Origin of the sequence: Rhodoplanes sp. SY1 (genome assembly GCF_046000175.1) — a bacterium.
Classification (GTDB): Bacteria; Pseudomonadota; Alphaproteobacteria; order Rhizobiales; family Xanthobacteraceae; genus Rhodoplanes.
On the sequence record NZ_JBEOMB010000186.1, the window covers coordinates 1 to 510 of the forward strand.

The 510-nt window shown below is 65.7% G+C and carries 1 pseudogene; it reads right to left on the reverse strand.

What is annotated here, in order from left to right:
- Positions 1–176: 176 nt before the first annotated feature.
- Positions 177–510 (reverse strand): annotated as a pseudogene (locus ABTU92_RS27875) (GMP synthase (glutamine-hydrolyzing)); the annotation flags it as partial.

A 510-nucleotide genomic window follows, 5' to 3' on the forward strand; every position in this document is an offset into this window, starting at 1 on the left:
GAGCGGAGTGTGGGTCGACTTCACCGGAAACCGCCGGATTCGAGATTGCTCGAGCCGACGCCAATCGTGATTCAAGTCGCGACCAAACGATGGGTATCGCCTTCGGCTCCACCCATCCTACGCATCGGCCGACGCGCGGAGCGTCACGCGCGGGCGTTCGCGCCGCCGCTATGCCCTCACTCCCACTCGATCGTGCCCGGGGGCTTGCTCGTCACGTCGTAGACGACGCGGTTGACGCCCTTCACCTCGTTGATGATGCGGGTGGCGGCGTGGCCCAAGAACTTCATGTCGAAGGGATAGAAGTCGGCCGTCATGCCGTCCGTCGAGGTGACGGCGCGCAGCGCGACGACGTAGTCGTAGGTGCGGCCGTCGCCCATCACGCCGACGGTCTTGACCGGGAGCAGCACCGCGAAGGCCTGCCAGATGTCGTCGTAGAGGCCGGCGCGGCGGATCTCCTCGATGTAGATCTCGTCGGCGTAGCGCAGGATCTCCAGCTTCTCGGCCGTGATC